At 72.2% G+C, this 26,829-nt stretch carries 22 protein-coding genes and 1 pseudogene; 19 read left to right on the top strand and 4 right to left on the bottom strand.

From position 1 onward, the window contains the following. Window positions 1–18 precede the first annotated feature (18 nt). The 8 genes from AB0G10_RS39955 to AB0G10_RS39920 all read left to right on the top strand — a co-directional run bounded on the left by AB0G10_RS39955 (window position 19) and on the right by AB0G10_RS39920 (window position 10,145). Window positions 19–1,962: a TIGR03960 family B12-binding radical SAM protein gene (locus tag AB0G10_RS39955; RefSeq protein WP_360934575.1), complete on the top strand. Its 1,944-nt coding sequence runs from the start codon at window positions 19–21 to the stop codon at window positions 1,960–1,962. 52 nt (window positions 1,963–2,014) lie between these two features. Further along, the gene (locus tag AB0G10_RS39950) at window positions 2,015–2,749 is read left to right on the top strand and encodes a TIGR03936 family radical SAM-associated protein (protein ID WP_360934637.1); all 735 of its coding nucleotides are present in this window, start codon (window positions 2,015–2,017) and stop codon (window positions 2,747–2,749) included. Between the two features lie 537 nt (window positions 2,750–3,286). Beyond that, window positions 3,287–6,625: an Rne/Rng family ribonuclease gene (locus tag AB0G10_RS39945; protein WP_360934634.1), complete on the top strand. Its 3,339-nt coding sequence runs from the start codon at window positions 3,287–3,289 to the stop codon at window positions 6,623–6,625. Window positions 6,626–6,745: 120 nt separating this feature from the next. Further along, window positions 6,746–7,303: a hypothetical protein gene (locus tag AB0G10_RS39940; RefSeq protein WP_360934572.1), complete on the top strand. Its 558-nt coding sequence runs from the start codon at window positions 6,746–6,748 to the stop codon at window positions 7,301–7,303. A gap of 172 nt (window positions 7,304–7,475) precedes the next feature. After that, window positions 7,476–7,790, top strand: coding sequence for a 50S ribosomal protein L21 (rplU, locus tag AB0G10_RS39935; protein WP_014441261.1), 315 nt, complete (start codon window positions 7,476–7,478; stop codon window positions 7,788–7,790). A gap of 8 nt (window positions 7,791–7,798) precedes the next feature. Further along, complete coding sequence (gene rpmA, locus AB0G10_RS39930; protein ID WP_360934569.1) at window positions 7,799–8,056, top strand: 50S ribosomal protein L27; 258 nt, start codon at window positions 7,799–7,801, stop codon at window positions 8,054–8,056. A gap of 82 nt (window positions 8,057–8,138) precedes the next feature. Then, window positions 8,139–9,647 carry a GTPase ObgE gene (gene obgE / locus AB0G10_RS39925; RefSeq protein ID WP_360934567.1) on the top strand — a complete coding sequence of 503 codons (1,509 nt, stop codon included), beginning with the start codon at window positions 8,139–8,141 and terminating at the stop codon, window positions 9,645–9,647. Window positions 9,648–9,704: 57 nt separating this feature from the next. Continuing rightward, window positions 9,705–10,145 carry a GNAT family N-acetyltransferase gene (locus tag AB0G10_RS39920; protein ID WP_360934564.1) on the top strand — a complete coding sequence of 147 codons (441 nt, stop codon included), beginning with the start codon at window positions 9,705–9,707 and terminating at the stop codon, window positions 10,143–10,145. On the opposite strand, the gene trpS is transcribed toward AB0G10_RS39920, so the two are convergent. Then, a complete protein-coding gene (gene trpS / locus AB0G10_RS39915; RefSeq protein ID WP_360934561.1) occupies window positions 10,134–11,102 on the bottom strand; it encodes a tryptophan--tRNA ligase in 969 nt (322 codons plus the stop codon). The two genes, AB0G10_RS39920 and trpS, sit on opposite strands and share 12 nt — an antisense overlap. A 203-nt stretch (window positions 11,103–11,305) precedes the next feature. Between trpS and pepN the strand changes: the two genes are divergently transcribed. The 7 genes from pepN to AB0G10_RS39880 all read left to right on the top strand — a co-directional run bounded on the left by pepN (window position 11,306) and on the right by AB0G10_RS39880 (window position 18,456). Beyond that, the gene (gene pepN / locus AB0G10_RS39910) at window positions 11,306–13,801 is read left to right on the top strand and encodes an aminopeptidase N (protein WP_360934558.1); all 2,496 of its coding nucleotides are present in this window, start codon (window positions 11,306–11,308) and stop codon (window positions 13,799–13,801) included. Between the two features lie 61 nt (window positions 13,802–13,862). Then, the gene (locus tag AB0G10_RS39905) at window positions 13,863–15,365 is read left to right on the top strand and encodes an ATP-binding protein (RefSeq protein WP_360934555.1); all 1,503 of its coding nucleotides are present in this window, start codon (window positions 13,863–13,865) and stop codon (window positions 15,363–15,365) included. A gap of 58 nt (window positions 15,366–15,423) precedes the next feature. After that, on the top strand, window positions 15,424–16,023 hold the full coding sequence (gene nadD / locus AB0G10_RS39900; RefSeq protein WP_360934552.1) for a nicotinate-nucleotide adenylyltransferase: 600 nt from the start codon (window positions 15,424–15,426) through the stop codon (window positions 16,021–16,023). Between the two features lie 39 nt (window positions 16,024–16,062). After that, window positions 16,063–16,467, top strand: a complete 405-nt coding sequence (gene rsfS, locus AB0G10_RS39895; protein ID WP_360934549.1) for a ribosome silencing factor — start codon at window positions 16,063–16,065, stop codon at window positions 16,465–16,467. Window positions 16,468–16,493: 26 nt separating this feature from the next. Then, window positions 16,494–17,123 carry a histidine phosphatase family protein gene (locus AB0G10_RS39890; protein WP_360934546.1) on the top strand — a complete coding sequence of 210 codons (630 nt, stop codon included), beginning with the start codon at window positions 16,494–16,496 and terminating at the stop codon, window positions 17,121–17,123. A gap of 35 nt (window positions 17,124–17,158) precedes the next feature. Then, window positions 17,159–17,560 carry a hypothetical protein gene (locus tag AB0G10_RS39885; protein ID WP_360934543.1) on the top strand — a complete coding sequence of 134 codons (402 nt, stop codon included), beginning with the start codon at window positions 17,159–17,161 and terminating at the stop codon, window positions 17,558–17,560. 29 nt (window positions 17,561–17,589) lie between these two features. After that, window positions 17,590–18,456 (top strand): DegV family protein, encoded by an 867-nt coding sequence (locus AB0G10_RS39880; protein ID WP_360934540.1) that lies wholly within the window; start codon window positions 17,590–17,592, stop codon window positions 18,454–18,456. On the opposite strand, the gene AB0G10_RS39875 is transcribed toward AB0G10_RS39880, so the two are convergent. Beyond that, window positions 18,419–19,225 (bottom strand): hypothetical protein, encoded by an 807-nt coding sequence (locus AB0G10_RS39875; protein WP_360934538.1) that lies wholly within the window; start codon window positions 19,223–19,225, stop codon window positions 18,419–18,421. The two genes, AB0G10_RS39880 and AB0G10_RS39875, sit on opposite strands and share 38 nt — an antisense overlap. 47 nt (window positions 19,226–19,272) lie before the next feature. Beyond that, window positions 19,273–20,061, bottom strand: coding sequence for a putative protein N(5)-glutamine methyltransferase (locus AB0G10_RS39870; protein ID WP_360934535.1), 789 nt, complete (start codon window positions 20,059–20,061; stop codon window positions 19,273–19,275). 553 nt (window positions 20,062–20,614) lie between these two features. On the opposite strand from AB0G10_RS39870, the gene AB0G10_RS39865 reads away from it, so the two are divergent. From AB0G10_RS39865 to AB0G10_RS39850, 4 genes and pseudogenes are all read left to right on the top strand, one after another. Next, a complete protein-coding gene (locus AB0G10_RS39865) occupies window positions 20,615–21,274 on the top strand; it encodes a ComEA family DNA-binding protein (protein ID WP_360934631.1) in 660 nt (219 codons plus the stop codon). Continuing rightward, the gene (locus tag AB0G10_RS39860; protein ID WP_360934532.1) at window positions 21,274–23,754 is read left to right on the top strand and encodes a ComEC/Rec2 family competence protein; all 2,481 of its coding nucleotides are present in this window, start codon (window positions 21,274–21,276) and stop codon (window positions 23,752–23,754) included. Before AB0G10_RS39865 ends, AB0G10_RS39860 begins: the two co-directional genes overlap by 1 nt. Before the next feature lie 335 nt (window positions 23,755–24,089). Further along, the gene (gene holA, locus AB0G10_RS39855; RefSeq protein ID WP_360934529.1) at window positions 24,090–25,073 is read left to right on the top strand and encodes a DNA polymerase III subunit delta; all 984 of its coding nucleotides are present in this window, start codon (window positions 24,090–24,092) and stop codon (window positions 25,071–25,073) included. Next, a pseudogene (locus AB0G10_RS39850) lies at window positions 25,070–25,300 on the top strand (hypothetical protein); the annotation flags it as partial. The gene holA and the pseudogene AB0G10_RS39850, both read left to right, overlap by 4 nt. 1,166 nt (window positions 25,301–26,466) lie before the next feature. Here AB0G10_RS39850 and rpsT read toward each other — a convergent pair. Beyond that, window positions 26,467–26,733 (bottom strand): 30S ribosomal protein S20, encoded by a 267-nt coding sequence (rpsT, locus tag AB0G10_RS39845; protein ID WP_014441280.1) that lies wholly within the window; start codon window positions 26,731–26,733, stop codon window positions 26,467–26,469. Between the last annotated feature and the right edge of the window lie 96 nt (window positions 26,734–26,829).

Here is a 26,829-nt window from a genome sequence, read left to right as displayed (position 1 = left end):
CGCGTACCCTGGAGACCCATGAGCGTCAGTTCCGTCTTCCCGCAGCTCGAGCAGTTGTTGCCCCGGGTCAGCAAACCGATCCAGTACGTGGGCGGCGAGCTCGGCGCCGTCGTCAAGGACTGGGACTCCACCGTCGTCCGGTGGGCGCTGATGTACCCGGACGCCTATGAGGTGGGGCTCCCCAACCAGGGCGTTCAGATCCTCTACGAGGTTCTGAACGAGCAGCCCGACGTGCTGGCCGAGCGCACCTACGCGGTCTGGCCCGACCTCGAGGCGCTGATGAAGGAGAACGGCGTCCCGCAGTTCACCGTCGACGCGCACCGGCCGGTCCGGGCGTTCGACATGTTCGGCGTCTCGTTCGCGACCGAACTGGGCTACACCAACCTGCTCTCCGCGCTCGACCTGGCCGGCATCCCGCTGAACAGCGCGGACCGCACCGAGGACGACCCGGTGGTGCTGGCCGGCGGGCACGCGGCGTTCAACCCGGAGCCGATCGCCGACTTCATCGACGCCGCCGTGCTCGGCGACGGCGAGGAAGCGGTCCTCGAGATCACCGGGATCATCCGGGAGTGGAAGGCCGAGGGGCGCCCGGGCGGCCGCGACGAGCTGCTGCTGCGCCTGGCCCGGACCGAGAGCATCTACGTCCCCCGGTTCTACGACGTCGACTACCTTCCCGACGGTCGCATCCAGCGCGTCGTGCCGAACCGGCCGGACGTCCCGTTCCGGGTCGCCAAGCGGACCACGATGGACCTCGACGCCTGGCCGTACCCGAAGAAGCCCCTCGTCCCGCTCGCCGAGACGGTCCACGAGCGCTACGCCGTGGAGATCTTCCGCGGCTGCACCCGCGGCTGCCGGTTCTGCCAGGCCGGCATGATCACCCGCCCGGTGCGCGAGCGGTCGATCACCACGGTCGGCCAGATGGTCAAGGAGGGCCTGGAGTTCTCCGGCTTCAACGAGGTCGGCCTGCTCTCCCTCTCCAGCGCCGACCACTCGGAGATCGGCGACATGTGCTCCGGCCTCGCCGAGCAGTACGCCGACACCAACGTCTCGCTCTCCCTGCCGTCCACCCGGGTCGACGCGTTCAACATCGATCTGGCGCAGGAGCTGTCCCGCAACGGCCGGCGCACCGGTCTCACCTTCGCGCCGGAGGGCGGCTCCGAGCGGATCCGCAAGGTCATCAACAAGATGGTGACCAAGGAGGATCTGATCCGTACGGTCGTGACGGCGTACTCGAACGGCTGGCGGCAGGTGAAGCTGTACTTCATGTGCGGCCTGCCCAGCGAGACCGACGAGGACGTCCTCGAGATCGCCGACATGGCGCACGAGGTGATCCGGGCCGGCCGGGAGGCGGCCGGCACCAAGGACATCCGCTGCACCGTGTCGATCGGTGGTTTCGTGCCGAAGCCGCACACCCCGTTCCAGTGGGCGGCGATGGACCGGCCCGAGGTCATCGACGCCCGCCTCAAGATGCTCAAGCAGGCCATCAACAGCGACCGCTCACTGGGCCGCGCGATCGGCTTCCGCTACCACGACGGCGAGCCTTCGCTGATCGAGGGACTGCTGTCCCGCGGCGACCGCCGGGTCGGCCAGGTCATCCGCCGGGTGTGGGAGAAGGGCGGCCGGTTCGACGGCTGGTCCGAGCACTTCTCGTACGCTCGCTGGATCGAGGCGGCCGACGAGGTGCTGCCGGAGCTCGGCGTCGACCTCGACTGGTTCACCACCCGTGAGCGCGAGGAGCTCGAGGTCCTGCCCTGGGACCACCTCGACTCCGGTCTGGACAAGGACTGGCTCTGGCAGGACTGGCAGGACTCGATGAGCGAGTACGAGCAGGACGACTGCCGCTGGACGCCGTGCTTCGACTGCGGTGTCTGCCCGTCGATGGACACCGAGATCCAGATCGGCCCCACCGGCAAGAAGCTGCTTCCTCTTACACCCGTGAACAACCTGCGGGTTCCCGCATAGGAGAACGACGATTCCCCCGAAGAACCAACCCGTGGGCGGTCAGGCCCCGGTCGTGCAGCGGATCCGCCTTCGTTACGCGAAGCGCGGACCGCTGCGTTTCACCTCGCACCGGGACTTCGCCCGCGCATTCGAGCGCGCCCTGCGGCGCGCGGCGGTGCCCATCGCCTACTCACAGGGCTTCACCCCGCACCCCAAGATCTCGTACGCCAGCGCCGCGCCGACCGGCGTCGGCAGCGAGGCGGAATACCTGGAGATCGGCCTGCAGGCCCCGGTCGACCCGGAGCAGCTGCGCGTCGCGCTCGACGCGGCCCTCTCCCCAGGCCTCGACATCCTGGAGGCGGTGATCGCGTCCGAGGGCAGCCTCGCCGACCGGATCAACGCCTCGCTGTGGCGGATCGAGCTGCCCCAGATCGAGGAGAAGGCGGCGCTGGACGCCGTCGCGGCCTTCCTCGCGGCCGAAGAAGTGCTGGTCGAGCGCATGACCAAGCAGGGTCGTCGATCCTTCGACGCGCGCGCCGCGGTCGCCTCCTGCACGGTGACGGAGGAGGCAGACCTACCTTCCGGGGCCGCAGGCGTACCGTGTGCGATAATCGACCTTGTCGTACGGCAGGTGACGCCCGCCGTTCGGCCCGATGACGTCCTTTCCGGCCTGCGCGTGGTGGCCGGCCTGGAGCCGCCGGTCCCCCCGAGGGTCACCCGGCTGGCCCAGGGCACACTCACCGCGCAGGGGGATATCGTCGATCCGTTGGACGCGGATCGCGAGGGCGCCGGCATCGGAGGACGCTGACCGGAGTCCGGTCGGCGTTCGTTGGCAGACTTCGGCAGCCCGTTCGGACTCGGCCGGGCCCGGAACACTTTTGCAGCGACCCTGCGTGGCAGCGCTTACCCGCGCCCGGGGTCGCCGAGAACTGGAGAGCGCCCCATGCTCGATAACGAGCCCCCAGTTAACCTGGGAGAACCGGGCGGTGAACGGGACGGAGCAGTTCCTCCGCCCGCGGATACCGCCACCGGCACCACCCCTGCGCGCCGCACACGCGCGCCGCGTCGCAAGGCGGCGGCCCCACCGCCGGAGACACCCTCCGCCGACGAGCCGGCCGCTGAGGTCGCCGCGACGGAGGCTGCTCCGGCTCCTGTGAAGAAAGCCACACGCAGCCGCCGCAAGGCCGCCGCCCCCGCCGCCGAGGCTCCCGCTCCGGAGGCGTCCACCTCCGAACCGGCCGCCGCCGCTGCTGCCGCGTCCACCTCCGAGCCCGCCGCCGGCTCGGCCGAGCCGGGCGCCGCCGCCGAGATCGCCGCGACCGAGGCCCCGGCTCCGGTCAAGCCGGTGAAGAAGGCCACGCGCAGCCGCCGCAAGGCCGCCGCCCCCGCCGCTGAGGCTCCCGCTCCGGAGGCGTCCACCTCCGAGCCCGCCTCCGCCGAACCCACCAGTTCCGCCGCCACCACACCGGCGGCCGCCGGCTCTGCCGCGTCCTCGGCCGAGCCCGGCGCCGCCGCCGAGATCGCCGCCACCGAGGCCCCCGCCGCCGCGCCGGTGAAGAAGGCCACCCGCAGCCGCCGCAAGGCCGCCGCCCCCGCCGTCGCGCCGGAGCCGGCCGCCGCCGTTTCCGATGCCGCCCAATCGGCTTCCAGCGCCGCGCAGTCCACCTCGGCGCAGCCCGCCGATGCCGCGCCGACCACCGCCGCGCCGGCCGCTGTCGGACCGGCCGCTGCCGGGCCGGCTGACGCTGAGCCGGTGGCTGCTGAGGCTGATCTCGAGGAGACCGAGGAGGAGCTGGTCGCGGACGCCGCGATCGAGGCCGCCTCGGCTGCCCGGACGGCCGGGGTGCCGGTCGTCGGGATTCTGCCGCTCGATGACGACTTCGTGGAGGAGCAGCCGGCCAAGCCGTCGCGGGCGCGCCGTGCCGCCCTGCCGCCGGCCGTGCTGTTCATGCCGCCGGACCCCACCGAGACTCCCGCCGCGCCGGCGACCCGGCGTCGTCGTGGCGCCGCCGAGGTCCCGCCCGCCGTGGCGCCCGTGGATCAGACCGCGGGGTTGAGCGCCGGGCCGGGTGCGGGACAGGGTGCCGGGCAGGGTTCCGCGCAGGCCGGGGACGAGCCGGTCGCCGAGGCCGCCGAGGCCGCCGAGGCTCCGGTCGAGGGCACCCGCCGGTCCCGCCGCCGCCGTCGTGGTGGCGCCGAGGAGCCCGCCGAGGTCGCCGCCGTCGTGGAGGAGCCGGTTCTCGAGGAGCCGGACGAGACCGCCGACGACGTCGAGGACGGCACCGACGACGACGCCGATGACGAGGAGGGCGGTCGCCGCCGCCGTCGCCGGGGCCGTCGTGGCCGTGGCCGCGGCAAGGGCCCGTCCGACGAGGCCGACGAGAACGAGTCCGAGTCCGAGGACGAGGAGGGCGACGACGACGGCGCCGAGGCCTCGGCCGAGGACGGCGACGAGGAGACCGACGGCGACGGAGTGACCCGTCGCCGGCGTCGCCGCCGCCGCAAGGGCTCGGCCGGTGACGGCGAGGCCGGTGGCATCGAGGACGGCGTGCACACCGTGGTCCGGGTGCGTGAGCCGCGCCGTACCGACGAGGTGCAGGGCGTCTCCGGCTCGACCCGGCTCGAGGCGAAGCGCCAGCGCCGCCGGGACGGGCGTGAGCAGCGCCGGACCCGTCCGCCGATCCTGAGCGAGTCGGAGTTCCTGGCCCGCCGTGAGGCGGTCGACCGGGTCATGGTCGTACGCCAGAAGCAGGACCGCACCCAGATCGCGGTGCTCGAGGACGGCATCCTGGTCGAGCACTACGTCGCCCGGGCCACCTCCGGCACCATGGTCGGCAACGTGTACCTCGGCAAGGTGCAGAACGTGCTGCCGAGCATGGAGGCCGCGTTCGTCGACGTCGGCCGCGGCCGCAACGCCGTGCTCTACGCCGGCGAGGTGAACTGGGACGCCACCGGCCTGGAGGGCCGTGCCCGCTCGATCGAGCAGGCGCTGCGCTCCGGCGACTCGGTGCTGGTGCAGGTCACCAAGGACCCGATCGGCCACAAGGGCGCCCGGCTCACCAGCCACATCGCGCTCTCCGGCCGCCACCTGGTCTACGTGCCGAACGGCAACGCCTCCGGGATCAGCCGCAAGCTGCCGGACAACGAGCGCAAGCGGCTCCGGGACATCCTCAAGAAGCTGGTGCCGGACGGCGCCGGCGTGATCGTCCGGACCGCGGCCGAGGGGGCCAGCGAGGACGAGCTCGCCCGCGACGTGAAGCGGCTCCAGGCGCAGTGGGAGGACATCCAGGCCCGGGCCGCCGAGGGCAACGCGCCGCGCGCCCTGTCCGAGGAGCCCGACCTGGTCATCCGGGTGGTCCGGGACCTGTTCAACGAGGACTTCCGCGAGCTGGTCGTGCAGGGCGAGCAGGCGTACGCCGAGGTCGAGGGCTACCTCGAGTCGGTCTCCCCGGACCTGGTGGAGCGGCTGCGCCGGCACACCGGTGTCTCGGACGCCTTCGCCGAGTGGCGGATCGACGAGCAGATCATGAAGGCCCTCGACCGCAAGGTCTTCCTCCCGTCCGGCGGTCACCTGGTGATCGACCGGACCGAGGCGATGACCGTGGTCGACGTCAACACCGGCAAGTACACCGGCGCGGGCGGCAACCTCGAGGAGACGGTCACCCGCAACAACCTGGAGGCGGCCGAGGAGATCGTGCGCCAGCTGCGGCTGCGCGACCTCGGCGGCATCGTGGTGATCGACTTCATCGACATGGTGCTGGAGAGCAACCGCGACCTGGTGCTGCGGCGGCTCACCGAGTGCCTGGGCCGGGACCGGACCAAGCACCAGGTCACCGAGATCACCTCGCTGGGCCTGGTCCAGATGACCCGGAAGCGGATCGGCTCGGGCCTGCTCGAGGTGTTCAGCGAGAACTGTGACCACTGCAAGGGCCGGGGCGTGATCGTGCACCCCGAGCCGGTGCCGGAGAAGCGGTCGAACGGCGGTGGCGCCGGCAGCCAGGTGAAGGCGGTCGCGGCCGCGGTGCGGACCGAGGCGCCGGCCCCGCAGCAGGCGCCCCAGCAGCAGTCCGGTGGCAAGCGCCGCCGGCGCGGCGGCGACAACGGCGCCCAAGCCGAGACGCAGCAGCCCGAGACGCAGCATGAGGTCGAGACCGCCCCGGCCGAGGTCGTGCCGGAGCCGGCGGCCGTGACCGAGCCGGTGAAGGCCGGGCCGGTGAAGGCCGAGCCGGTCAAGGCCGGGCCGGTCAAGGCCGGGCCCGTGCAGGCGGAGCCGGTCAAGGTCGAGCGGGTCAAGGCCGAGCCGGCGAAGGTGGAGACCGGGACCGGTCCCGCCGCGCAGGTGGCGGAGGCTCCTCCGGCCGTGGTCCGGCCGATCGCCGGGTCCGGGATCATCTCCCGCGCGGCGAAGCCGGCGCTCACCACCTCCGACGGCAGCGAGTACGACATCAGCGGCTACGACCTGTCCCGCTTCGACATGCCGGAGACGGACGACGTGGCGGAGACGGGCGACGCGACGGAGACGGACGCCGCTGCGGAGGTGAACGGCACCGAGTACGAGCGGCTGGCCGGCTCGGACGACCCGGACGCGGCGGAGGACGACGAGGACGACGACTCGGTCGCGGCCGGAGCCGGAGGCCGCCGCCGCTCCCGGCGCGGCGGCACTCGCAGGCGCACCCGCCCCTGACGGGCTGACGACGAGAACGGCCGGCTGCCGGAAAGGCGGCCGGCCGTTTAGTTGTAAGGAAACTTAACAGCGGCTACCCTCGGCGGGATCGATCCCCGTCCCCCGAGGAGACCGAGTCCTATGCGCACCCATCTGTACGCGGCGGCGGGACTGTCCGCCCTGCTCCTGGCCCTGAGCGGCTGTTCCGGCGGTTCGAGCGAGGAGACCCCGGCAGCGGCCGGCACGGTCGCCGCCGAGACCCCGGCCACGGCCACGACCACCACCTCCGCCGCGGCGGCCGACCCCACGGCCGAGGCGACCGGCGGCACGAAGAGCAAGAGCGGTGGCAAGACCGGCGACGCCGCCCTGGCGGCCGACACCGAGGCCATCTGCGAGCAGGCGAGCCGGACCAGCACGAGCTTCGGCAAGACCTTCGCCGAGGACTACAAGCTGCTGACCGAGGCCTCGAAGAGCGGCGGTCAGGCGAAGGCCGACGCCGAGCAGAAGGCGAAGCGTGACGTCGAGAACTTCTCCTACGCCCTGATCGACATGTCGAAGCTCGCCTCGGACAAGGCCGTGAAGAAGGCCCTCGCCGCGATGGGCGACGAGGTGACCGAACTCAAGGGTGACCTGGAGAAGCTCGACGACGAGAAGCTGGCCGGCCTGCACGCCACCCTCGATGAGGCCTGCGGGCGGTGAGCGAGGGCCCGGGGTGAAGCCCGGTTTGGGTCTCGGGCCTGCGATGAAGTAGTCTTGCCGACGGTGCCTTTCCGGGCACCCGTTCCGTGCGCGCTTCCGAGCGCTTGCCGGAGCCTCAGAAGTATCCGCCAGCAGCCTCTCCGGTTGCGCAAGTCTCAGGGAGTCCGCGTCGATGTACGCGATCGTCAAGACCGGCGGCAAGCAGTACAAGGTTGCCGAGGGCGACGTGATCGAGGTCGAGAAGCTCGCGGGTCAGCCCGGCGACGCCCTGACCCTGGCCGCGGTGCTCCTCGTCGACGGTGACAACCTGGTGACCGATGCGGCCAAGCTTGCCAGCGTGACGGTGTCCGGCGAGATTGCCGAGCACACCAAGGGACCGAAGATTCGGATCCACAAGTTCAAGAACAAGACCGGGTACCACAAGCGCCAGGGGCACCGCCAGCCGCTGACTCGCGTCAAGGTCACCGGCATCAAGAGCGGGAAGTAGGCGCAGCCATGGCTCATAAAAAGGGTGCATCCAGCTCGCGTAACGGCCGTGACTCCGCCGCCCAGCGCCTCGGCGTGAAGCGGTTCGGTGGTCAGCTGGTCAGCGCCGGCGAGATCCTGATCCGTCAGCGGGGCACGAAGTTCCACCCGGGCGACCTGGTCGGCCGTGGCGGCGACGACACGCTCTTCGCTCTGGCCAGCGGCAACGTGCTCTTCGGCACGAAGCGTGGCCGCAAGACCGTCAGCATCGTGCCGGTCGCGGAGTAGTTTTTCTCTACAGCGGGCCGTGGACCCTCGGGTCCGCGGCCCGCTGTCGTATTTCCAAGGCCCTAACAAGGGGAGTGCCGAAGTGACCACGTTCGTCGACCGGGTAGTGCTGCACCTGCAGGCGGGTGACGGCGGGCACGGCTGTGTCTCCGTGCACCGGGAGAAGTTCAAGCCGCTCGGCGGCCCCGACGGGGGCAACGGCGGGCACGGCGGCAGCATCAAGCTGGTGGTCGACCCGCAGCAACACACCCTGCTCGACTTCCACTTCCACCCGCACATCAAGGCCAACAACGGCGGCGGTGGCGCCGGGTCGAACCGGGACGGCGCGACCGGCAAGGACCTGATCCTCAAGGTTCCGAACGGCACGGTCGTGCAGACCGTGGACGGCGAGGTGCTGGCCGACATGGTCGGCAACGGCACCGAGTTCGAGGTGGCCCGGGGCGGCCGCGGCGGCCGGGGCAACGCCTCGCTGGCGAACACCCGCCGCAAGGTGCCGGGCTTCGCCGAGCTGGGCGAGCCGGGCGACCGGTTCGACGTGGTGCTCGAGCTGAAGAGCGTGGCCGACGTGGGCCTGGTGGGCTTCCCCTCGGCCGGCAAGTCGTCGCTGATCTCGGTGCTGTCGGCGGCCAAGCCGAAGATCGCCGACTACCCGTTCACCACGCTGGTGCCGAACCTCGGCGTCGTGCAGGCCGGCGAGGAGACGTTCACGATCGCCGACGTGCCCGGCCTGATCCCGGGCGCGGCCACCGGCAAGGGCCTCGGCATGCAGTTCCTGCGGCACATCGAGCGCACCTCGGTGCTGGTGCACGTGCTCGACGCGGCGGCGCCGGAGATCGAGCGTGACCCGCTCGCCGACCTGGACGCCATCGAGGCGGAGCTGGCGGCGTACGGCGGTCTCGAGGACCGGCCGCGCCTCGTGGTGCTCAACAAGATCGACATCCCGGACGGCCGGGACCTCGCCGAGATGGTCCGCCCCGACCTGGAGGCGCGCGGCTACCGGGTGTTCGAGGTGAGCGCGGTGACCCGGGAGGGCCTGCGCGAGTTCACCTTCGCCCTGGCGAAGGCGGTCGCCGAGCACCGGGCCGCGAAGCCGGTCGAGGAGGCCACCCGGATCGTGCTGCGCCCGCGCGCCGTCGACGACGCCGGCTTCACGATCGAGCAGGACGAGGACGGCGTGTTCGTGATCCGCGGTCTCCAGGTGGAGCGCTGGGTCCGGCAGACCAACTTCGACAACGACGAGGCCGTGGGCTTCCTGGCCGACCGCATGGAGCGACTCGGCATCGAGACCATGCTCGGCAAGAAGGGCGCGCAGGCCGGCGACCCGGTCCGGATCGGCGACCGCGAGTTCGACTGGCAGCCGAACGCCGGTGAGTACGTCACCGGCCCGCGCGGCACCGACTCCCGCCTCGAGGAGCTCGACACCCGGCCGAGTGCGGCCCAGCGTCTCGCCGCCCGCAAGGCGCGCCGGGTCCGGGCCGAGGACGAGGTGCAGCACATGGCGGCCGACGGCACGGTCAGCAGCATCAAGATGTCGAATGTCCCGGTGCTGGTCACCGACGAGGACGACGACGAGGGCGACACCGACGAATAGGGCATAGGCCAGTTCTCGGCAACCCGCTGGAAAGGGTCGTCACCTACAGTCACCTCCGTGCAGATCGAGAACCGTCCCGCGCTGGACCCCGAACTGGCCGCCCTGGTCACCGCTCAGCAGCGGGAACTCCTGGCCGCCGCGGGCCTGGCCGGGCAGCGGATATTCGAGCCGCACGATGACGTGGCGTATCTGGTGGGCACGGTGAACGGCCGTGCCGTGGCGTGCGGGGGCTGGCAGGCCCGCGAGCCGGGGGTCGCCGAGATCACCCGGATGTACGTGCGTCCGGCCCACCGCGGCCGCGGCCTGGGCCGGCAGATGATCGTCGCCCTCGAGGAGGAGGCGCTCGCGGCCGGCCGGTCGGTCATCCGGCTGGAGACCGCCGCCCACCTGCGCGCCGTGATCGCCCTGTACCAGACGTCCGGCTATGCCCGGATCCCCAGCTACGGGGACCCGGGCAACGTGTGCTTCGAGAAGCAGCTCCAGCTGTTACTGCAGTAGCCCGAGAGCGGCTCGGGTCCGCCGTACCGTCGCCCTCGCCCTGGGACGGACGGCCTCGGCGCCCTTCGCCAAGATCTCCCGGACGTGGGCCGGGTCGTCCGCCAGCTCGGCGTGCCGCGCCCTGATCGGCGCGACCACCGACTCGATCGCGTCGGTGACCTCCCTCTTGAGAGCGCCGTAGGAGACCGGGTCGGACGGCTGCTGCCCGGTGCACTCGGCCAGGATGCCGACCAGGTTGGTCACGCCGGGCTGGTCCGGATGGCGGCGGACCTGCGCCAGCTCGTCGGTGACGGCACGCGCCACGGTGCGCCGGATCACCTCCGGAGGGTCGAGCAGGGCGATCCGGCCGGCGCCCGCGGCGTTGCTCTTGCCCATCTTCACGGCCGGGTCGGCGAGGTCCATGATCCGGGCCGCCGACTCCGGGCGTACCCCCTCCGGCACCCGGAACGTCGGTCCGTAGCGGGCGTTGAAGCGGTTCGCGATCGTCCGGGTCAGCTCGAGGTGCTGGTTCTGGTCCTCGCCGACCGGCACCTCGTCGATGTCGTGGAGCAGGATGTCGGCGGCCATCAGCACCGGATAGGTGAGCAGGCTGAGCCGGATCGGGCCGCCGGCCGCCGACTTCTCCTTGAACTGGATCATGCGGGAGGCCTCGCCGAAGCCGGTCGCGCACTCCAGCAGGTAGTGCAGTTCGGTGTGCTCGGCCACCTGCGACTGCAGGATGATCGGCGTGCGGGCCGGGTCGACGCCGGCCGCCAGCAGGACCGTCGCCTGTTCGAGCGCGAGCGCGCGCAGCCTTCCGGGTTCGTGATCCATCGTCATGGCGTGCAGGTCGGCGATCATCGCGATGGATTCGGTGTGGTCCTGCGCGGCGATCAGCGGGCGCAGAGCGCCCAGCAGATTGCCGAGATGCAGGTGACCGGTGGGCTTGAAACCGGTCAGGCGGCGGGTGGGTGCCATGAGAGCTCCTTGCGGGGGTACGGGTGACCGCACACGCCCGGGGAGTCCCGCAGAAACAGACAGCGACCGCCCGGACGGGCGGCCGCGGAAGTGATTTCGCGCGTGTCGGCATGCCGCCCCGTCAGGGCAGCCACCAGTTGAGCTGGATCACGCGCACACCCCAAGGCTAACAGGCTCATTTCCGGACAGGCAGAATGGTTTTCATGCCGACCCTGACCCGTGCCGAGGCCGCCGACCGGGCGTCCGTCGTCGACGTCGAGACCTACTCCGTCGATCTGGACGTCACCGGGGACGGCGACACGTTCCGATCCCGCGCGGTGATCCGGTTCCGCGCCCGGGCCGGCGCCGCGACGTTCCTCGAGTTCGAGCCGGTCGAGGTCGGCACGCTCACGCTGAACGGCGCCGCGGTCGAGGAGTCCGCGGTACGCGACGGCCGGCTGCACCTCACCGGCCTGGCCGAGGAGAACGAGCTCGTCGCCGACGCCCGGATGCGGTACTCGATCGACGGCGAGGGCCTGCACCGCTACACCGACCCGGCCGACGGGAACGTCTACCTCTACCAGCACCTGTTCATCAACAACGGCGGCCGGGTGCTGCCCTGCTTCGACCAGCCCGACCTGAAGGCGTCCTGGCAGGTGAGCGTGACCGCGCCGGAGGAGTGGACGGTCGCCACCAACGGCACGCTGGTCACCCGGGACGGCGGGCGCTGGGAGTTCGCGCCCACGAAGCGCATCTCCACGTACCTGGCCTCGCTGATCGCCGGGAGATACCACGTGCTGACCGACGAGCACGACGGCATCCCGCTCGCGCTCTACGCCCGGGCCGCGCTCGCCGAGCACCTGGAGGCCGAGGCGCCGGAGATCTTCGAGATCACCAAGCAGTGCCTCGACCGGTTCCACGAGATGTTCGAGATCCGCTACCCGTTCGGGCACTACCAGCAGGCGTTCGCGCCGGAGTTCAACTTCGGCGCCATGGAATACCCCGGCCTCGTGGTCTTCCGGGACGAGTTCATTCCCCGCTCGGTGATCACCGAGAGCGAGCGGGAGCACCGGGCCAACGTGATCGCCCACGAGATGGCGCACCAGTGGTTCGGCGACCTCGTGACGATGGCCTGGTGGGACGACCTCTGGCTGAACGAGTCGTTCGCCGAGTACCTCGGCACCCGGGTCGCGTCCGAGGCCACCCGCTACCGCGGCACCTGGACGACCTTCGCGATGCACCGCAAGGCCTGGGGCCTGCGCGCCGACCAGCGCCCGTCGACCCACCCGGTCGCCCCGGCCGAGGTGACCGACACCGACGCGGCGCTGCTCAACTTCGACGGCATCTCGTACGCCAAGGGCGCCGCCGTGCTCAAGCAGCTGGTCGCCTGGCTCGGTGACGAGGCCTTCCGGTCCGGGCTGAACGCCCACTTCGAGACGCACGCGTACGGCAACGCCACCCTGGCCGACCTGCTCGGCGCGCTCTCCAAGGCGAGCGGCCGCGACCTGTCCGGCTGGGCCGAGGTGTGGCTGCGCCGCGCCCAGGTCAACACGCTGCGCACCGAGGTACGCCGGGACGGCGGGAACTACGCCGAGGTGGCGGTCGTGCAGACCGCGCCGGCCGAGTTCCCGACGCTGCGCCCGCACCGGGTCGGCGTCGGCCTGTTCGACCAGGCGGCGGGCGGGGCCGTGGTGCGCCGCCGGACCGTCGAGGTGGAGCTCGACCCGTCCGGCCGTACCGTGATCGAGGAGCTCACCGGCGAGCCCGCCGCCGACCTGCTGCTGCTCAACGACGGCGACCTCACGTACGCGAAGATCCGCCTCGACCCGGACTCGGCCGCCGCCGTGCCGCTGCTCCTGCCGCTGATCGACGACTCGCTGGCCCGCGCCGTGATCTGGGCCGCCGTCCTGGACGCCGTGGTCGACGGCGAGCGGCCGGTCGCCGAGCTGGTCACCCTGGTCCTAGCGGCGCTGCCGGTGGAGACCGAGGTGGTGATCGTCGAGGACGTGCTGCGGGCCACCCGCGGGCTCGTCGACAGGTACGCCGGCCCGGAGACCCGCCCGGCCGCCCTGGAGCTCCTCGCCCAGGCCGCCGAGCGGCTGCTCCTCGCCTCCCCGGCGGGCAGCTCCCTCCAGCTCGCGGCGGCCCGCGGGTTCATCGGCGCCACCACCGAGGTGTCCCGGCTGCGCGGCTGGCTCGCCGCCGAGAACGTCCCCCAGGGCCTCACCGTCGACGCCGACCTGCGCTGGCTCATCCAGTACCGGCTCGCCGTGCTCGGCGCGGCCGGCCCCGGCGAGATCGACGCCGAGCTCGGCCGGGACCGCAGCGCCAGCGGCGAGCAGTGGGCCGCCCGCTGCCGGGCCGCGCTGCCCGATCCGGCGGCGAAGGAGGCCGCCTGGAACGCCGTGGTCGCCGACGGCTCGCTCTCCAACCGCCTGGCCGAGCTCACCGCGGGCGGCTTCTGGCAGCCCGAGCAGCTCGGGCTGCTGGCCGGGTACGCCGAGCGCTACTTCGCCGAGATGCCGGAGATGATGCGGGTCCGCAGCGGCATGAGCGCGGAGAAGGCGGCGATCGCGGCCTACCCCGACGTGGCCGTGTCCGCCGCCACCCGCCGGCTCGCCGCCGAGCTGCTGGCCCGGCCCGATCTCAGCCCGATCCTGCGCCGGGTGGTCCAGGACGCCGACGACGACATGCGGCGCGCCCTGTCCGCTCGCGGCTGATCGCATTCTCGCTGCTCACACCCCCGTGACCTCGTAGCCTGAGGACCACGGGGGTGGACGCGTGGAGTGGTCCGAGGAACTCGCCGGGGGGCTGCTGCAGGCCGCGCCGGACGCGATCCTGGTGATCGACGAAGGCCGGATCGTGCTGATCAACGACCGGGCCGAGCAGCTCTACGGCTGGACGAAGGCCGAGCTGGTGGGGCAGACCGTCGAGGTGCTGCTGACCGACCACGCCCGATCGCTGATGGCCGAGCGCCGGCGACTGCTCCAGACGTCCTCGCCGGGCTCGATCGGCACGATCGCGACGACGGCCCGGCGCAGGGACGGCAGCGAGTTCCCGGTCGAGTCGTCCACCACGATCGTGGAGACCCCGCAGGGCCGGTTCGCCGTGGCCGTGGTCCGCGACGTCACCGAGCGGCTGGCCGCCGAGGCGGAGAAGGCCCGGCTGCGCGCCGAGGCCCAGGCACACCGCAACCAGCGGCTGGAGAGTCTCGGCCAGCTGGCCGGCGGCATCGCGCACGACTTCAACAACATGCTCGGCGTGATCCTCAACTACGCGAGCTTCGTGATCGAGGAGGCCGAGTCGGCCGACCCGGACGTCACGATGATCGCCGCGGACGCGAAGCAGGTCGTGAAGGCCGGCCGGCGCGGCACCGACCTCACCCACCAGCTGCTCGCCTTCGCCCGGCGGGAGGTGGTCCGCCCCCAGCCGGTCGACCTGAACGCGCTGATCGCCGGCATCCGGGAGCTGCTCGACCGGACCGTCGGCGAGCACGTGGACCTGCGCTTCCGCCTCGAGCCCGGCCTGCCCGCGGTGAACTGCGACCCGGCCCAGTTCGAGCAGCTGCTGGTGAATCTCGCCCTGAACGCCCGGGAGGCGATGCCGCACGGCGGCACCCTGGTCGTCGAGACCGGGCGGGACGGCGACCAGGTCCGGCTGCGGATCACCGACTCCGGCCGGGGGATGGCGGCCGACGTGCTGGAACGCGCCTTCGAGCCGTTCTACACGACGAAGGGCAGCGCCGAGGGCTCCGGGCTCGGCCTGGCCACCGTCTACGGCATCGTCACGCAGGCCGGCGGCGAGGTCGGCATCACCAGCGAGGTCGGCCTCGGCACCACGGTCACCGTGCTGCTGCCGGCCGGCTCCTTCCCCGCGCCGGATCCCGAGGCGGGGGAGCCGCCGGCGACCGGCGGGAACGGCGAGACGCTGCTGGTCGTCGAGGACGAGGACGCCCTGCGCGAGGTGGCCTGCCGGATCCTCACCGGAGCCGGCTACCGGGTGCTCTGCGCCGACTGCGGGCCGCGGGCCCTCGAGGTGGCGGCCGGCTTCGACGGGACGATCGACCTGCTGCTCAGCGACGTGGTCATGCCGGGGATGCTGGGCAAGGAGCTGGCCGAGCGGCTCGTGCTGGCCCGGCCGGAGACGCGGGTGCTCTTCATGTCCGGTTATGCCCAGCCGGTTCTGGCCTCGGAGGGAACCCTCGAGGAGGGCGTCGCTCTGCTGGAGAAGCCGTTCACGGCCGATGACCTGCTTACCGCCGTCCGAAAGCGCCTAGCCGGCTGATCTCATCCGACCACCCCGCCCGCCACCCCTGACCGGAATCAACAGATATTCTCGCCGGATGCGACGCGTGGGAATCATGGGTGGCACGTTCGACCCCATCCACCACGGCCACCTGGTCGCCGCGAGCGAGGTGCAGGCCCGGTTCGACCTGGACGAGGTCATGTTCGTGCCGACCGGCCAGCCGTACGAGAAGGGCCGGGTCTCGCCCGCCGAGGACCGCTACCTCATGACGGTCATCGCCACCGCCTCGAACCCGCGCTTCCACGTGAGCCGCGCCGACATGGACCGGGACGGGCCGACCTACACGGTCGACACCCTCCGGGACATGCGCGCCGTCTACGGGCAGTCGGCCGAGCTCTACTTCATCACCGGCGCCGACGCGCTCTCCCGCATCATGTCGTGGAAGGACGCGATGACCATGCTCGAGCTGGCGCACTTCATCGGCGTGACCCGGCCCGGCTTCGAGCTCTCCGGCGCCGGCCTGCCGGAGGACAGCGTCACCCTCGTCGAGGTGCCCGCCATGGCGATCTCGTCCAGCGACTGCCGCAAGCGCGTGGCGTCCGGCCTGCCGGTTTGGTACCTCGTCCCGGATGGTGTCGTTCAGTACATCAACAAGCGGGGGCTGTATTCGGACTCGGGGATTGCCGGTCCCGTGTGAGACGCTTGAGGTCCTTTTCAAACGACCGAGGGGACTCTTTTGCCCGTCAACGAACGCGCTCTTGAACTCGCCATGGCAGCCGCTCAGGCCGCCTCGGACAAGAAGGCGCAGGACATCTCCATCATCGATGTGGGGGACCAGCTCTACATCACCGACGCGTTCGTCATCGCCTCGGCGTCGAACGAGCGCCAGGTGATCGCGATCGTGGACGCCATCGAGGAAGCGCTCGTCAACCTGCCGGAGAAGGCGAAGCCGGTGCGGCGCGAGGGCGAGCGGCAGGGCCGCTGGGTGCTCCTCGACTACGTCGACATCGTCGTGCACGTGCAGCACACCGAGGAGCGCGAGTTCTACTCGCTGGACCGGCTCTGGAAGGACTGCCCGACCATCCCGTTCGTCGACCGCGACATGGTCGACGCCGGTGCGGCCGCCCCAGAAGCCCAGTGACGAAAAGCCCAGTGACGAAAAGCCCAGTGACGACCCGTCTTCTCGTCTGGCGGCACGGCAACACCGACTGGAACGCCGGCTCCCGCGTGCAGGGGCAGACCGACGTCCCGCTCAACGAGCTGGGCCGCCGGCAGGCCGCCGAGGCGGCCACGCTGCTGGCCACCCTGCGCCCGGATGCGATCGTCGCCAGCGACCTGAGCCGGGCCGCCGACACCGCCGCGGCGCTGGCCGCCCTCACCGGGCTCACGGTCAGCCATGACGAACGGCTTCGCGAGCGGTTCTTCGGCGCCTGGCAGGGCCTCACCACCGCCGAGGTGGCGGCGCAGCGACCGGACGAGTTCGCCCGGTGGAAAGCCGGCGCCGACGTGGTCGGCGGCGACGTGGAGACCCTGGACGACCTCGGCAAGCGGGTCGCCGACGGGCTTCAGGACGCCGCCCGGCTGGCCCCCGGCGTCGTCGTGGCCGCCACCCACGGCGCGGCCGCCCGGCAGGGCATCGCGCACCTGCTCGGCTGGCCGGTCGCCCAGGTCCGCACGCTGCGGGCGCTGCAGAACTGCCACTGGGTGGAGCTGACCCGCAGCGACGGCGGGGACTGGCAGATGTCGGCCTACAACGTGGGCGTGTTCGCGGAGCGCCCCATCCCACCCGCGGTCTGAGGGAACCCTGGGCGCTCCGGTAGCGTCTGACAATCATGCTGATTCGTCGAAGCCTCGTCCCCGTCGCGCTGCTCCTGGCGCTCTCCGCCGGCTGCGCGAACAACACCGGCACCAGCACCGAGCCCGGCGCCCCCGCCCCGGCCTCGGCCCTCCCCGAGTCGACCGCCACCTCGGCGCCGGTCGACGACCCCTCGCTGCCCGGCAAGCCGTCCGGTGACCAGGGTGGCACGACCACTCTCACCGGCACGGTCACGGCCGGCGTCGAACCCGGCTGCCTGCTGCTCGACGGCCACCTCCTGATCTTCAACGACGCCGCCCAGAAGGGCTCGGTGAAGGCCGGGGACCAGGTCACCGTGACCGGCAAGGCCGACGAGGGCCTCATGACGACCTGCCAGCAGGGCACGCCGTTCAAGGTCTCCTCCGTGGCCGGCGGCTGACCCGGAGTTTCATGAAGTAGCTTGCCTGCATGAGCATCGCGGTCGTCACCGACTCCACCGCGTACCTGCCGGCCGAGCTGAGCGGCACGTATGACCTGACCATCGTGCCGCTCACGGTCGTGATCAACGGCTGGGACGGCCTCGAAGGCCTGGAGATCTCGCCGGCCGAGGTCGCGAAGGCCCTCACCGGGCGCCGCGCCGCCGTCAGCACCTCCCGTCCCGCGCCGTCCCAGTTCGTCACCGAATACCGCCGCCTGCTCGACGCCGGCGCCGACGGCGTGGTCTCGGTTCACCTCTCCGCGAAGCTCTCCGGCACCTACGAGGCGGCGCAGCTGGCCGCCGCCGAGATCGGTCCGCAGGTCCGCGTCGTGGACAGCGGCACCGCCGCGATGGGGCTGGGCTTTCCCGCATTGGCCGCGGCCTCGGCGGCCGCGGAGAATCAAGACCTTGAGACCGTACGGGCCACCGCCGCCGACCACGCCGCGCGGGTGAGCACCTTCTTCTACGTGGACACGCTCGAGTTCCTGCGTCGCGGCGGCCGGATCGGGGCGGCGTCCGCACTGGTCGGCACCGCGCTGTCGGTGAAGCCGATCCTGCACGTCGCGGACGGCGCCATCGTGGTCCGGGACAAGGTGCGGACCGCCGGCCGGGCCCTGACCCGTCTCGTCGACCTGGCCGTCGAGGCGGCCGGCGACGGCGAGGCGGACATCGCGGTGCACCACCTCGGCACGCCGGACCGGGCCGGCGCGCTCGTCGACGCGATCAGCATGCGGCTGGGAGAGCGGCTACGGGACTGCTACCTCACCGAGGTGGGCGCGGTCGTGGCGGCGCACACCGGGCCGGGCCTGGCCGGGGTGGTCATTCACCGGCGCTCTCCCGTTCGGCCCGCTCCTTGAGCAGCCGCTCGGCCCGTTCCACCAGCCGGCCGAGGGGATGCCCGGCCGGCGCCCGGTAGGGGACGGCGCAGCCCTGGTCGTCGCTCACGTAGGCGCACGGGCTGAGCGCCCGCGCCGACCCGGTCCAGATCGCCTCGGCCTGGGCGAACAGCCCCGGCAGGTGCGGGCTGCCGTCCGCGGTGACCAGCAGCGTGCCCCGCTCCGGCGCGAACGCCACCGGGACGCCGCCGACCTGCCCCTCCAGCCTCGCCAGCCAGCCCTGGAGCAGCAGGTGCGACGTCCAGTACGCGTTGCCGTCGTCGACGAACCGGACCACCACCGGGCCGGACGCCGTGCCGTGCAGCGTCGCGCCGGTGAGGTTGGCCCGGGCGGCGTCGAACACCTCGTCGGCGGTGACCGCCCAGTCGGCGAGCTGCTCCGGGGTCACGTACGTCATGGTCTCCGGATGATCGACCACGACGAACTCGGACAGGAACGGCAGCGCCGGACGGCGCAGCAGCGCGCCCGGCGCGATGCCGCGCAGGACGGGGCGCAGTAGCGGCGCGGCGACCGCCCACTTCTCCGGGAGCTCGGGGGTGCGCAGCAGGCCGGCCACGAAGTCGTCGAGCTGCCCGCGCCGGATCCGCCGCTGGAAGATCGGCTGCAGCTGGAGGACCGTCCGCTCGCCGGTGAGGGTACGGAATCTGACCGAGAACGATCGGGCGTCGTAGCGCGCGTCCCGGACGCCCGCCCGGCGAAGACGGCGAATCACCCGGCGTGCCAGACGCACGCGGGCGATCCTTCTGAGCAGGCCCACTTTCCGTCTCCCGAATGGCCCTATCGCGCCGGATCCGGCGGCCGGGCGATGATCGCGTAGGCGTCGAGATCATCGTCGCTCACCACGCTGGACGTCAATCCGTTCTCATCGGCGATCGCGCGGGCGGTGCCGATCTGCGCCTCGGTGATCTCGGAGATGAGCATTCCTCGCGGCTCGTCCCCCGCCGTCAGCCATTCCCGCGCCTGCGCCGCCACCGATCGGAAGATCCGCAGGCCGTCGTCGCCGCCGTCGAGGGCGGTGCGAGGCTCGTGGTCGCGGGCCTCGGCGGGGAGGAAGGGGATGTGCGCGGTCGCCACGTAGGGGACGTTGGCGATCAGGATGTCGATGCGGTGGCGGAGGTGGGACGGCAGGGCGTCGTAGAGGTCGCCCTCGTGGACATCGCCTCCCAGGTTGTCCCCGGCGCAGGCCACGGCTGCCGGGTCGATGTCGGCGGCGTGCAGGGTGATGCCGGGGACGCGGTGGCGGACGGCGAGGCCCAGGGCGCCGGAGCCGCAGCAGAGGTCGACGACGACGCTGCCCGGCCGGGCCTCCTCGGCGGCGATGCGGACGAGGAGTTCACTGCGAACGCGGGGGACGAACACGCCCGGGCGTATTTTTATCCTTATTCCGGAAAAGTCCGCATATCCCACGACTTGTTCCAATGGTTCGCCGGCGATGCGGCGCTCGACCAGGGCATCCAGCTGGACGTCAGCAGTCTCGGCTGCCTCGGTCAGCACGGCGGCCTCCTCCTCGGCGAAGACGCAGCCGGCCGCGCGCAGCCGGCGGACGGTATCCGGATCCGGTGTCACAAGCAGTAGTCCTCTTAGCAGCTTCCGGGGCTTCCGGGAGTAATCCACAATGCCGCGTCGTCCACAGGGCGGCGAGCGGGCGGCTCGGGGCGTTCATAGGTTTCGGGCCGTGCGAGAGGCGAAGAATAGCGGTGAAGTGGTCGAGGCGCGGCTCCGGGCCGTGCTCCGGCCGGCGCCTGCCGCCCCGCCCGCCGAGGACGGGCCGCTGAGCTGGTCGGACATCATCCCCGGCTGGGACGAGGAGGATCTGCCCCGGGAGGATCCCCCTTTCGGGTCACGGCCCGCCGCCGGTTCGCCCGGGGCGGGCGGCGCGCCGGAAGGAGACTCGCGGCGCTACCCCTCAGGAACGGCGTGGGCGACCCCTCCCGGCTCTGACGGTGGTTATCCGTGGGATCGGCCGCTGTCCCGGCCCGAGCCGGAGGCCTATCCCTGGGAGGAACCGGACCCTTCCGCCGCCGCCGGCCCGGACATCGCCTCCTATGCCTGGGAGGACCTGCGCGGTTCTCCCGAAGCTCCCGTCGATTCCTCGGGTGAGGCTGCCGGTGGCGGGCGGTTGAGCGGGGCCGGGGCGTTCGGTGGGGAGCGGCGGTCGTGGGTGCGGGCGTTCGATCCGGGACGGCCCGGCGTCAAGGCGCTCGCGGTCGTCGCCCTGGTGGTCGTCGTGGTGGCGGCGTTCCTGGCCTGGCGGGCGCGCCCCCGCGTGGACGAGCTGGGCGCCGGATCCCCGGGACTCGTGTCGGTGCCGGCCGGCGACCCCTCCAGCAGAACGGTTTCCGCGCCCGCCTCCGAGGTGGTGATCGCGGTCGGCGGCAAGGTTCGCAGGCCCGGCCTCGTCCATCTGCCGCCCGGCGCCCGGGTCGCCGATGCGCTCACCGCCGCCGGAGGCGCCGAGCCGGGCGTGGACGTCGCCGCCCTCAACCTCGCCAGGAAGGTCGTCGACGGCGAACTGATCATGGTGGGGGTGACGCCGCCGCCCGGGACGGTGACGGTTCCGGGCGCGTCAGCCGGCACGGCGCCGGGCGGCCTGCTCAACCTCAACACCGCCGAGCTCCGGGATCTGGACGAGCTTCCCGGCGTGGGTCCCGTGCTCGCCCAGCGCATCCTCGACGCCCGCGAGCAGATGGGCGGGTTCAAGGCGGTGGCCGATCTGCGGAAGGTGGACGGCATCGGCGACGCCCGCTACGAACAGCTCAAGGAACTGGTGACGGTCTGATGGGCCGGCGCCCGCCCGATCTGCGCCTGGCCGGCTTCACCGTGGGCATCTGGCTCGCGTCGCTGGCGGCGCTCCACCTGTCGGCGCGAGGTGGTCTCCTCCTCGGCGCGACCGGCCTGATCGCCGCGGGCGTGTTCCTGCTGCTCAGCCTCCGCCGCCGGGCCGCGATGCCGAGCGCCCCGGTCCGGCCGAGTGCCCCGGCCCGGCCTTGTGCCCCGGCCCGGCCTAGTGCCCCGGCCCGGCCGGGCGGGCCGGCTGCTCATCCGCCGGGCGAGGCCGGACCTCGGCCCGGGTGGGTCGGCGCGGTGCGGTGGGTTGTCGTGGCCGTGATGCTCGGGGCCGGGTGCGGGGCCGTGTCGACGGCGGCGCGGATCTCGGTACGCGAGGCGCCCGTCCTCAGCAGGCTCGTCGCGGCCGGCGAGAGCGTCGACGTCGAGCTCGTCGTGAAGGACGATCCACGGCCCCTGCCCCGGGGTGCGGGACCGCCCACCTATCTGGTCGCGGCGGAACTCCGTACCGTTGAAAGCTCCGACGCCGCGCCGATCCGCCTGGCCGCACGCGCGCTGGTCCTCGGCGCCGACGAGGGGTGGCGGGGGCTGCTGCCCGGTCAGCGCGTGATCACTACCGGTCGGCTGATGGCGCCGCGGCCCGGTGATCTGCGGGCGGCGGTCGTCTCGGCGCGCAAGCCGCCGCGGCTCGTCGGGCGTCCGTCGTGGGCGCAGCGGGCCGCGGGAGTGCTGCGTGCGGGGCTGCAGCGTGCCTGCGAACCGCTGCCGGACGACTCCGGCGGCCTGCTTCCCGGGCTGGTGGTCGGCGACACTAGCCGGCTCGATCCGGCGCTGGAGGAAGACTTCCGGACGACCGGTATGACCCATCTGACCGCAGTGTCGGGCACCAATGTGGCGATCCTGCTCGGCGTCGTGCTGTTCCTGGTGCGCCGGCTCGGCCGGGCCGGTCCGCTGCTCTCCGCGCTCGTGTGCGTCGTCGCGCTGATCGGTTTCGTCATTCTGGCTCGGCCCTCGCCCAGCGTGATCCGGGCCGGGGCGATGGGCGCCATCGGACTTCTGGCGCTCGCGTCCGGGCGCAGCCGGGCCGCGGTTCCGGCCCTCGCCGCGGGTGCGGCGGTGCTGCTCGCCGCCGATCCGGAACTCGCGGCGGACGCCGGGTTCGCCCTGTCCGTACTGGCCACGGCCGGCCTGCTGCTGCTCGCGCCGGTCTGGCGGGACGGGCTGCGACGACGCGGCTGCCCGCCGGGCGCGGCCGAGGCACTCGCGGTCCCGGCGGCCGCGCAGGTGGCGTGCGGCCCGGTGGTGGCGGCGTTATCCGGAACGGTCAGCCTCATCGCGGTGCCGGCCAACCTCGTCGCGGTGCCGGCGATCGCACCCGCGACGCTCACCGGGGTGGCCGCCGCGGTGATCTCACCGATCTGGCCGGCGGCCGCCGAGTTCCTGGTCTGGATCGGTCACTGGCCGACCGAGTGGCTGGTCCTCGTGGCGCACGTGGGCGCCCGGGTTCCGGCCGGCGCGCTGCCCTGGCCCGCCGGCGCGACGGGGGGCCTGCTGCTCGCCGTGCTCACCGTGGCGTTCCTGGTGGCGGCCCGCAGACCCGCGGTGCGCAAGCTTGCCGTGATCATCACGCTGTGTGCGATCTTAGGAGCCCTTCCGGTACGCCTGCTCGCCCCTGGCTGGCCCCCACCCGCATGGCTCGTCGTCTCCTGCGCGGTGGGCCAGGGCGATGCCGTGGTCCTGCCGGCCGGCGGAGGCCGTGCCGTGGTGGTCGACGCCGGCCCGGATCCGGATGCCGTCGACCGCTGCCTGCGCCGCCTCGGCGTGGACGAGGTGGCGCTGTTCGCGGTGAGCCACTTCCACGCCGATCATGTGGGCGGGGTGAGCGGGGTGTTCCGCGGCCGGAAGGTGTCGGCCGTGATCGCCCCGGACTGGCCGGAACCGGTGGCCGGCCGGACGGCGGTCGAGTCGGAGGCCGCGGCATCCGGGGTCGCCATCCGAGCCGTGGGTCCGGGCTGGACGTGGACGATCGGCGGCGGTGGCTTGCGGCTCGATGTCCTCGGCCCCGGTGAGCCTCTGCGCGGGACGAACTCCGACCCGAACAACAATTCGCTGATCCTGCGGGCCGCGGTGGGTGGGCGCAGCGTGCTGTTGCTCGGTGATGCGGAGACCGAGGAGCAGGAGGAACTGGTCCATCGGCTCGGGGGCGGCGGGCTCCGGGCGGACGTCATGAAGGTGGCTCATCACGGGAGCGCTCTGCAGTCGGTGGAACTGCTCGACGTGGTGGATCCGGCGGTGGCGCTGGTCTCGGTGGGGCGGGACAACGACTACGGGCATCCGAACGGGCCTGTGCTCGAGCGGTTGGCGCGCGGCGGTGCGCGGGTCCTCCGTACCGATGAGATGGGCGACATCGCCGCGGTGGCCTCGCCCGAGGGGTTGGCGGTCGCCGCCCGCGGCGAACCGCCCGCACGGTGAGCCGTGGCTGCCGTGCGGGGCCGCGCCGGCGCGGCTGACCAGGCAGCGTGATCAGACCGGGTCGCGCGCTCCGGTGGCCGTTCGGTCTGTGGCGACTCGTCCGTTTGCGACCGACACGCCCGAATCTGGGAATGGACTTCGGGGACGGGGCGGATGATAGTGCTCAATAACGGACTAAACGCCGCGCTCCCCGTCGAGGCCGATTCGGCCTGGGCAACCGACTTTACGAGGCCCGGGGCATCATCGTCGGCTGATATGTCGGGTTTCGCGTTCGGTGATCAGCGTCCATGCGCTGAAGAGTGAGGCGTGCTGAAGTGTCGGTGGCGCGTGCGACGATGTTGAGCGTGAATTCCGCGCCACCCGCCTCTCTGCTGCTCGTCCACGGCGATGAGGAGCTGCTCTCGGCCCGTGCCATCGCCGCGGCCGTCGAGGCCGCCCGGGCCGTCGACCCCGGCGCCGACGTCCGGGAATACGAAGCGGGCTCGCTCGCGGCCGGTGAGGTCGCCGAGATGCTGAGCCCGTCGCTGTTCGGCGGGCGCCGGGTTCTCGTGATCAAAAGCGGTCAAGACGCGCGGAAGGATCTCACCGCGGCGCTCCTGGCCTACGCGAAGAACCCCGACCCCGACGTCACCCTGATCGTCGCCCACGTGGGTGGTGCGAAAGGCAAGGCGTTCGCCGACGGCCTGCGCGCCGCGGGGGCCGAGGTGGTCACGGCGGCGAAGCTGAAAGGTGATCGGGAGCGGATCGCGTTCGTGCGCGACGAGTTCCGGCGCAACGGCGCGAAATGCGACGAAGCGGCCGCGTCGGCGCTGCTCGCCTCGGTCGGCAACGACCTGCGCGAGATCGCGGCGGCCTGCTCCCAGCTGCTGGCCGACACCGACGGCAAGATCACCGAGGCGGTGGTGGCGCGCTACTACAAGGGTCGCGCCGAGGTGAGCGGCTTCACGGTGGCCGACGCCGCGATGGTGGGCGACCTGCCGGGCGCGCTGGAAGCGCTGCGCTGGGCGCTGCACGTCGGGGTCGACCCGGTTCCGATCGCCGACGCGCTGGCCGACGGCGTGCGGACGGTGGCGCGGGTCGCCTCGGCCGGCCGGGGCAACCCCTATCAACTGGCGACCACGCTCGGCATGCCGGCGTGGAAGATCCAGCGGGCGCAGGAGCGCAGCCGCGGCTGGACGCCGGATGGACTGATCGACGCGATGCGTGCCGCCGCCGACTGCAATGCGGCGGTCAAGGGCGGCGCGGAGGATCGTGGATACGCGCTCGAGCAGGCGGTCTTCGCGGTGGCGGCGGCCCGGCGAAACGGTGGTGCTCGATGACCAGGACAGTTCGATCGCGCCGAGCCGAGATCGCGAACCAGCCTCTGTACGCTCGAGTGCTGCGCCTGCGCCACCTCGCCCCGAGCGGGCTGCTCTGCTTCGTCTTCCTCGAGGGCGCCGTGGTGCTCGGCCTGCTGCTCGCCCTGGCCGAGCTGGTCAGCTGGTGGGGCGTGCTGGTGCTGCCGGTGACCGTCGCGCTGATGGTGAAGTTCAACGATCTGATCGCCGGGGCGCTCACCCATCAGCAGGTCGCCTCGGAGACGACCACGGCGCGCGCCGCGGTGCTGCGGCCGGCCGCGATGAGTCAGGCCGAGACGCGGGAGTTCGACGCGCAGGGGTTGTCGTCCTCCGCGGGGCTGTCGTCTTCGGCGGAGCTGTCTTCCGGGGCGGAGCCGTTCTCCGGGGCCGCGCCGGCGGTTGAGCAGCGGATGACCGGGCCGGGCTTCGGGTTCGCGGCGGCGGGGTCGTCGCGGGCGGGGTCGGTGTTCGGGTTCCCGGGGTCCGAGCAGGAGGGCTACGACCTGGCGGGTTCGCGGCGGAACGAGACGGTGTTCAGCTCCAACGACGGGTTCAGCTCCAATGACGGGTTCGGGTCCAACGACGGGTTCGGGTCCTATGGTGGGGCGGCGTTCGAGGGCGGGCAGCCGCGGGCGTTCGGTTCGCAGGGCTATGAGTTGGCGGGCTTCGAGCCGGCCGGGTTCGAGCCGGCTGGGTTCGGCGTTGAGGGTCCGGCCGGGTTCGGCGTTGAGGGTCCGGCTGGGTTCGGCGTTGAGGGTCCGGCCGGGTTCGGCGCTGAGGGCTCGGCCGGGTTCGGGGGCTCGGGTGGGTTCGGCTATGCGGTCGGCAATGTCGGCGACGGCTACGGGGATTCCGGATATGCCGCTGGTCAGAGTGGATATGGGGCGGCTCGGCAGGCGGCCGCGCACTACGGTGACGAGTCCGGGTGGGGCGGGGTTCCGGCTACCGGTGGTCCGGCTCGGCGGCAGTGGGTCGAGCCCGGGGATGTCCGGCAGCAGATGGCGCGGCAGTCGGCGGTTCGTCGCTACGAGTGAGGCTTCGGCATTCGAGCCCGGTCGCCCCTTGGTGGGGGGCCGGGTTCGTTGCGTTCCGGGCCGGTCGTCCTTGGATGGGTGGGCCGGGTTCGTTGCATTCCGGGCCGGTCGTCCCTGGAGGGGCGGGGTCGGGCGCGCTGACCGCTCCGGGCGGGTGGCGTCTCGGTTGAGGCGCGGCCTGCGGAGTGCCTGGTTGTGGGGGAGGGGCTTCCGACGTACAAAAAAGCGAAGCCGGACCACCCTGGAAGGGTGACCGGCTTTGCTCAAGCGTGCCCACTGATCAGGTGGGCGGTGTCACTGACTGCCCGGGGGCAGTCGTGACCTGATCTAGAACGAGCAGATCAGGCGGACAGCGAGGCGATCTTCTTAGCGATGGCCGACTTGCGGTTGGCCGCCTGGTTCTTGTGGATGACGCCCTTGCTGACAGCCTTGTCGAGCTGACGCGAGGCGTCACGCAGCAGAGCGGTAGCCGTCTCGACGTTGCCCGCGTCGCCCGCCTCGTGCAGCTTGCGGATCACGGTCTTCAGCGACGACTTGACCGACTTGTTGCGCAGACGGGCCTTCTCGTTCTGCCGGTTGCGCTTGATCTGGGACTTGATGTTCGCCACGCGACAGCCTTGTCCTGACTAGGTTCGGAAAACGGTCTCACGCGGTGGTCACTGGAGAGACTGTCCCGGCCGGGGCCGGAGGCAGACATCAACAGC

It is taken from the genome of Actinoplanes sp. NPDC023714 (genome assembly GCF_040639855.1).
GTDB lineage: Bacteria > Actinomycetota > Actinomycetes > Mycobacteriales > Micromonosporaceae > Actinoplanes.
Note: the sequence above shows the minus strand (reverse complement) of the source record. Positions and strands in the feature narration are given on the sequence as shown.